Raw genomic sequence first — 6,432 nt, forward strand, 5'->3', positions numbered from 1 at the left:
ATAGACGGAGTATAACAAAGAAATGAAAGTGGTCAGATGGGTTCAATTGTCTGAATATCAGTGACCGGACAGGTAAATATCTGTGATCTGTGCCACACTTAAAACCGTTACGACTATTCTGACCACTTAATCCGCAGGATTACTGCTGCGGATGCATGGATGAAAAGGAGAAAAGAATGAAACTCGTGCATATTGTTAGTGGTGTTGCTGTTGCGGTCGCCCTGAGCGCCTGTGCTGGTAAAAGCACAAATACACAGACCGTAGAACAGAACCCGAATGCTAACGCGGCGGCCGCACAGCCCGCTGTCCAGCAGCCAATGGTTTCCGGTAGCGTCTGGATCCGTCAGAAAGTGGCCCTGCCGCCGGATGCGGTTCTGACCGTTACCCTCTCTGACGCTTCCCTGGCGGATGCGCCATCACGCGTGCTGTCGCAGAAAGCCGTTCGTACCGAGGGTAAACAGGCACCGTTTAGCTTTGCCCTGCCGTATAACCCGGCTGACATCCAGCCGAACGCGCGCATCCTGCTGAGTGCTGCAATTACTCAGAACGGTAAACTGCTGTTCATCACCGATACCTTCCAGTCGGTTATTAACCATGGCGGGACCAAAGCGGATCTGACGCTGGTTCCGGTTCAGCAAACCGCGATCCCGGTTCAGGCACCGACCGATGCTGCTCCGGTCCAGGTTCCATAAGTCGTCCCGGGCCCTCTTCAGCCGAAGAGGGCCACTAATATCGCCAGCGATACTTCTGCATATCAATTTGCCCACTTCCTGAAACCTGAATACCTTCCGAAAGGAGCGCCTGACGCTGTCGCTGAAGATCGGGGCCGGTCAGGGAGATCGTGCCATGACGGTTAACCACCCGGTGCCATGGCAGCGTTGATCCTTCAGGCAGTCGTTTCAGTACACCACCCACCTGACGTGCCGCGCGCGGTGACCCCGCCAGTAGCGCAACATCGCCATAGGTCGTGACGTAACCTTCCGGAATCGCGGCAACGATTTGCCATACCCGCTGTGGGAAAGAGTCCTGCGGTTCCATATCGGGTTCCTGAGCAGCCAAAAGCACAGAATAAGGCACAGCCTGGAGGATGTGAAGCCGCCTCAGGCCGGTTGCTGAACGGTAAATTCCAGCGCCAGGCCAATCACCTGAGTGGCGCTTGCCGCTGGCTGCACCCGCATGGCGACCAGGCTTTCGAGGAATTTTAGCTTTCTTGCCGTCGTGTTGATGATGAGCTTGGCACGCAGGTCCGGCAGCAGTTGGGAACAGATGGGGTAGATGACCCGGCCGGAAACGGTAATGGGGATCCGGCGAAGGTTGACCGACCTGACCACACCGAGGGTGGCATAGAGTACGGCCACCGGAGTCACGAACAGCACCGGCTGCGGGCTGATGCTGACGAAGTCCAGCAGGAGTTCCGGGCGCAGATAGTTCAGCCCTTTATGTGGAATGGTCACGCCGTCGATGGCTGGCATAGCAAGCGTGAGCGTCTGGGGGAGCGCGTTGACCATGGTGGTTCCCTGCAGCTAATGAGTGGATTTCATTTTAGTCTGGACGAAATCTGCCATTTTGCTGCGAGGGAGTTCGCAATGTGGTGTTTTTCTCTGGGCGGGCAACTGCGCAATAATCCAGCATCTGAACCTGCATGGCTTGCAATTGGCGGGGAAGCCTATGATAATGCGCCTGCGCGTTGGTTAACAACGCTCTCAATGGGGGCTCTGTTGGTTCTCCCGCAACGCTACTCTGTTCACCAGGTCAGGTCCGGAAGGAAGCAGCCAGGGCAGACGACGTGTGTGCCGGGATGTAGCTGGCAGGGCCCCCACCCAATTCTGCGACACCCTTCTCATCACTTCTGAATCGAAACCACATCCCAAATCCATGCTGGATGATGTTCTTGCTCATCGTTTTACGCCTGAAAATTAGATGCTGGTCATCAACGCTCTATATAAATCAATTCATAGTGATAAATACTTCAAGTTTTTTTAAAAGACCAGACTCTACAATTCGCGTGATTTTCTACCAGGCATTTTCCAGGACATTAATATATTAACTAAGGATTGAGCAATGAGTAAGGGGAAAGTTTGGCTGGTTGGCGCGGGCCCGGGTGACGCATCGTTGATAACAGTAAAAGGCTTGCACTGTATTCGCCGCGCAGACGTGATTATTCACGACCGTTTGGTTAATCCTGACCTTTTAAAACAAGCTGCGAAAAATTGCCTTATTATTGATGTCGGGAAAATGCCAAATCATCATCCCATCCCTCAGGATCAAATCAATGCCCTCCTGGTAAAATATGCCATGGCAGGACAGCAGGTTGTTCGCTTGAAAGGTGGAGACCCCTATGTTTTTGGGCGCGGAGGAGAAGAGGCGGAGCAGCTGGCTCGGGAAGGGCTGACATTCGAAGTTGTCCCAGGGATAAGCTCTGCTATTGGCGGGCTGGCGTACGCGGGGATCCCCGTCACGCACCGCAATTACTCCTCCAGCTTTCATGTGGTGACGGGGCATTTATGTCAGGGAAACGATCCACAGAACTGGCATGCGCTAGCACAAATTCACGGTACACTCGTCATTCTGATGGGGATGACCAGGCTTAGCGAAATCTGTCAAAAGCTTATAGAAGGCGGTATGTCGGCGCAGACTCCCGTTGCCGTGGTGATGTACGCCAGCCAGCCGCGTCAGCGGATGGTAAAAGGGACGCTGGCGACGATTCATCTTGAAGTTGAGCGAGAAAAAATTCATGCTCCGGCGCTGATTGTGGTTGGTGAAGTCGTCAATTTGCAGGAAGTCCTGGCGTTTGCCGCCACGCCAGCCGCTATCACTACGGACGAAATCCACTGCGAGAATATTGAATGAGTGAACACGGCGGTAACGTTGTCGAAATGGGGCTACAGGCCGGGATTGACCCTGCGCTATTGCTGGATTTTAGCGCCAATATCAATCCTCTTGGGCTCCCGGAAAGCGTTAAATCGCTGATCGTTAATAATCTGCAAGTTATTGAACATTATCCTGATGTCGAATACCGGCATCTTCACCAGGCCATCGCCCGGGCGAACCAGTGTGACTACGACCAGGTGATTGCGGGGAATGGCGAAACGGAGCTGATTTATGGTTTAGTGCGTGCGCTGGCTCCCCGCCTCGCCATGTTACTGGTACCGGGTTTTGCCGAGTATCGCCGCGCGTTGCAGCAGCAGGGATGCCAGATTATCGACTATGCGTTGAGCGAACCGGATGGCTTCCAGGTGACGACTTCGTTACTTGATGCGGTGCGTACCCATCGGCCCGATTGTCTGTTCATTGCGACCCCCAATAACCCAACCGGCTTAATGCCGGATGCTGGTTTGCTCAATCAACTTGCCACGCTTTGTGAAACGCTGCAGATAGCGCTGATTGTTGACGAAGCTTTCATTGATTTTCTCCCCTCAGGTTCAGGGCTTGCTACGCGCTTAAAGACGTCGCGATACCTGTATTTACTGCGATCGCTTACGAAGTTCTTCGCCATTCCGGGCCTGCGTTTAGGGTATCTTTTGAGTGGGCATACCGAGCTCATTACGTTGATGAAAAACACCCGTGAGCCGTGGACCATCAACGCGTTGTCCGCTCTGGTTGGTCAGCATTTACTTACTGATGAACGTTACATACAGGCCAGCCATGAGTACATCGCCCGCCAGCGGGATGAACTGTGGCGGAGACTGGACGGTTTCCCATCGCTGGTGGTGTGGAAAAGTGCGGTGAATTTCATCTTTTTCAGATGTCTTCGGCACAACCTTAACCTGCAGCAGGCGCTATTGCAGCACCATATTCTTATCCGTCACTGCGCAAACTTTCCCGGCCTTGATGATTCCTGTTATCGGGTCGCGGTACGTACCGAAGAGCAAAACAAAAAGCTCATCAATGCCTTAACCGACGTATTGCAGGAAGGCTGACCTTTTTTGCCGTCAGAGTAAGGTCACCCCACCTTCAACCATGGTTAACAGGTGCTGCTCAGGCCAGTGCGCAGTGAGGTGTTTTTTCCCGAGGAGCCAGCGCACCTGCTCAACGTCATGCTTGCGGCGGTCCAGTAATAACCCCACCACGCTGCCGCTATGTGCCACGTTAATACCGTATAAATCGCACGCCTCAGCCACATCCAGCAGGGTGGAAAAATGCGGTTTTGGTAATAACGGCTGGCTGGCGATAGCGCTTAGCGTGGCGGCTTCCCCCAGAAGAACGGGGTCCTGAGAAGCGCAGGCCAGACGTACTTTTTCCCACGCCTGTTTCAGCATCGGGGCACCGGCAAGCAGCCCGGCGCGCCGCGGCGTGCGATGATAATCTTCTGTGCGCAACGTTTCCGGGCTCTCAAGCACTAATACGTCGATTTTGGGCTGCGCTGCGCAGGCCTCTTGCGTTGAGGCATCATTATGGTCGAAAAGCGTGAGCTGGCGAAAAATGGTGCTGTCGGTGGGCTCCAGCGCAACGCAAAGCTTCGCCAGCGTAGCTTCATCGAGGGTATGCCCCAGATGATGCGCGGTGGCAACGGCGGTGGCGGCGATGTCGGCAGTGCTACTGGCCATGCCTTTGGCAATCGGAATAGTGGAGTGGATCTCTAAGCGCAGGCTCTGGCTCATTTTCACCGGGTAATGAAACAGCGCCAGGACCTGGTTTATCATGGCACGTGAGAGGGGGCGCTCATCGGCAAGAGGGGCCCCCGAACGGACTTCCACGGTGCTATACCAGTCGATCGGGCAGGAGATCAGTTTTTCACTGTCCAGAATCCAGCCCTGGATTAATTCTCCGCACGATGCAGGGCACTGCGCAACAGCCACGTTTTCACCTTTATGCTCAGAAATCTTCCGCGGAATAGTGTCATGGGGATTGTGCTATTACCATGATTTTTCGCAATGTGCGGATCCATAATACTGAGTCTGAATATCTTTTATTGGTGCTTATCGTAAACTTGATATATTGGGAATGTTTCTGGAATTATTTAATTTGATATCGATGGTTGTTGTCAAAAAAATACGTTAGTGAATAGTTGGCAACAAATTGTCATAGCGCAAGAAATATTGTTTTTATCGCAAAATGAAATGCCATTGTTATTTTTTGTGATAAAGCACCGGGTTGTGCCTAATTGTATTCATTACCATCGTGGCGAATTTAATCAGCGCGACATGATGTTTGCTAAGTATTTTCTTATACGAGTCGATTGTCGTATCAGTTATGTGTAATAGTGCCTGTGAGAAAGCCCATTTCTCGCAGATGTAAGCCAACAGGTTCACACAATTGTGCCAGGGAAGGGGGTGTAAATCCCCCGCAGCCCCCGCTGCTGTGATGCTGACGACCCCGAAGATACCACTGATCGCGAGATTGGGAAGGGCGGGTGAGGATGACGCTAAGCCAGAAGACCTGCCTGTCGGTAACTACCAACAACTTCGGTGGGAAGTGGGTTGCTCTGATGCATAAAGCCTTACGACGGGTTTCGTGTATCTCTACACCCCTACCACCCTGAACAGGATCGGGGTCATGGCGGCAAAGCAGTACGCGTTTGTGCTGGCAGGGACAGGAAGTGGCTGTGGAAAAACCACAGTAACGCTTGGCTTGTTAAGCTTATTGCAACAGCGTGGGTTACGCGTACAGCCCTACAAAGTGGGGCCGGATTACCTCGATACCGGCTGGCATTCAGCAGTCTGCGGCGTGACTTCCCGAAATCTCGATAGCTTCATGCTCCCTCAACCGGTGCTGAATGCTTTGTTCTGCGAGCAGATGCAGGATGCGGATATCGCGGTTATTGAGGGGGTGATGGGGCTGTACGACGGCTGCGGTACCGATCCGAATGACTGCAGCACGGCGGCCATGGCGAAGCAACTTGGCTGCCCGGTTATCCTGCTGGTCGACGGAAAAGCCGTTTCCACCTCCATTGCCGCAACGGTCATGGGTTTTCAGCACTTCGACCCCGCGGTGCCAGTCGCGGGTGTGATAGTTAATCGCGTCAACAGTGAATCCCATTACCAGCTGCTGAAAACGGCTATTGAGCACTATTGCGCCGTACCTGTCTTTGGTTACGTCCCCCATGTTAGTGGCATTGCCTTACCGGAAAGACATCTGGGGCTGGTGACCGCCCGTGAGTCCGTGGTGAACCAGCAGCCCTGGCGGGATTTTGCCGCAGTGCTCACTCAAACGCTGGATATCGACTCGCTGCTGGCGTGCTGTGAGATAACGGCGTTACCTCAGGGGGGCTGGCCAGAATGCCCGGCAGAAGGCGCCGGTCACGGCCTGACGCTTGCGCTGGCGGATGACGAGGCGTTCAACTTCTATTATCCGGATAATATCAGCCTGCTGGAGCGCACCGGCGTTGAGGTTGTCCGCTTCAGCCCGCTACATGACTCTCATTTGCCCGAGTGCCAGATGGTCTGGCTGGGAGGCGGCTACCCTGAGCTGCATGCCGGTAAGCTTGCGGCT

General features: G+C 53.7%; 7 protein-coding genes, 1 other RNA gene and 1 riboswitch. Of the genes, 5 read left to right on the forward strand and 3 right to left on the reverse strand.

Annotated elements, in window-relative coordinates; genetic code table 11:
* Positions 1-176: 176 nt before the first annotated feature.
* The gene (locus GYRE_RS07650) at positions 177-692 is read left to right on the forward strand and encodes a YbaY family lipoprotein (protein WP_038254279.1); all 516 of its coding nucleotides are present in this window, start codon (positions 177-179) and stop codon (positions 690-692) included.
* A gap of 34 nt (positions 693-726) precedes the next feature.
* Here GYRE_RS07650 and GYRE_RS07655 read toward each other — a convergent pair whose 3' ends face one another.
* Together GYRE_RS07655 and GYRE_RS07660 are read right to left on the reverse strand one after the other, a co-directional pair.
* Entirely contained in the window at positions 727-1,038 is a 312-nt protein-coding gene (locus GYRE_RS07655; protein WP_038254281.1) for an MGMT family protein, read from the reverse strand.
* A gap of 62 nt (positions 1,039-1,100) precedes the next feature.
* Positions 1,101-1,508, reverse strand: coding sequence for a hypothetical protein (locus GYRE_RS07660; protein ID WP_006818806.1), 408 nt, complete (start codon positions 1,506-1,508; stop codon positions 1,101-1,103).
* A 208-nt stretch (positions 1,509-1,716) separates the two neighbouring features.
* On the opposite strand from GYRE_RS07660, the gene ffs reads away from it, so the two are divergent.
* From ffs to cobD, 3 genes are all read left to right on the forward strand, one after another.
* Positions 1,717-1,813, forward strand: an RNA gene (gene ffs, locus GYRE_RS23625) — signal recognition particle sRNA small type.
* Positions 1,814-2,061: 248 nt separating this feature from the next.
* Positions 2,062-2,850, forward strand: a complete 789-nt coding sequence (gene cobA, locus GYRE_RS07665; RefSeq protein ID WP_006818808.1) for a uroporphyrinogen-III C-methyltransferase — start codon at positions 2,062-2,064, stop codon at positions 2,848-2,850.
* Positions 2,847-3,920 carry a threonine-phosphate decarboxylase CobD gene (gene cobD, locus GYRE_RS07670; RefSeq protein ID WP_038254283.1) on the forward strand — a complete coding sequence of 358 codons (1,074 nt, stop codon included), beginning with the start codon at positions 2,847-2,849 and terminating at the stop codon, positions 3,918-3,920. The genes cobA and cobD overlap by 4 nt, the downstream gene beginning before the upstream one ends.
* 12 nt (positions 3,921-3,932) lie before the next feature.
* On the opposite strand, the gene GYRE_RS07675 is transcribed toward cobD, so the two are convergent.
* Positions 3,933-4,799 carry a GHMP family kinase ATP-binding protein gene (locus tag GYRE_RS07675; protein ID WP_038254286.1) on the reverse strand — a complete coding sequence of 289 codons (867 nt, stop codon included), beginning with the start codon at positions 4,797-4,799 and terminating at the stop codon, positions 3,933-3,935.
* A 428-nt stretch (positions 4,800-5,227) separates the two neighbouring features.
* Positions 5,228-5,401: riboswitch (cobalamin riboswitch) on the forward strand.
* A gap of 95 nt (positions 5,402-5,496) precedes the next feature.
* Between GYRE_RS07675 and GYRE_RS07685 the strand changes: the two genes are divergently transcribed.
* A partial coding sequence (locus tag GYRE_RS07685; protein ID WP_038254289.1) for a cobyrinic acid a,c-diamide synthase CobB occupies positions 5,497-6,432 on the forward strand: 936 nt, incomplete at its 3' end.

The organism is Yokenella regensburgei ATCC 49455 (genome assembly GCF_000735455.1).
Lineage (GTDB): Bacteria > Pseudomonadota > Gammaproteobacteria > Enterobacterales > Enterobacteriaceae > Yokenella > Yokenella regensburgei.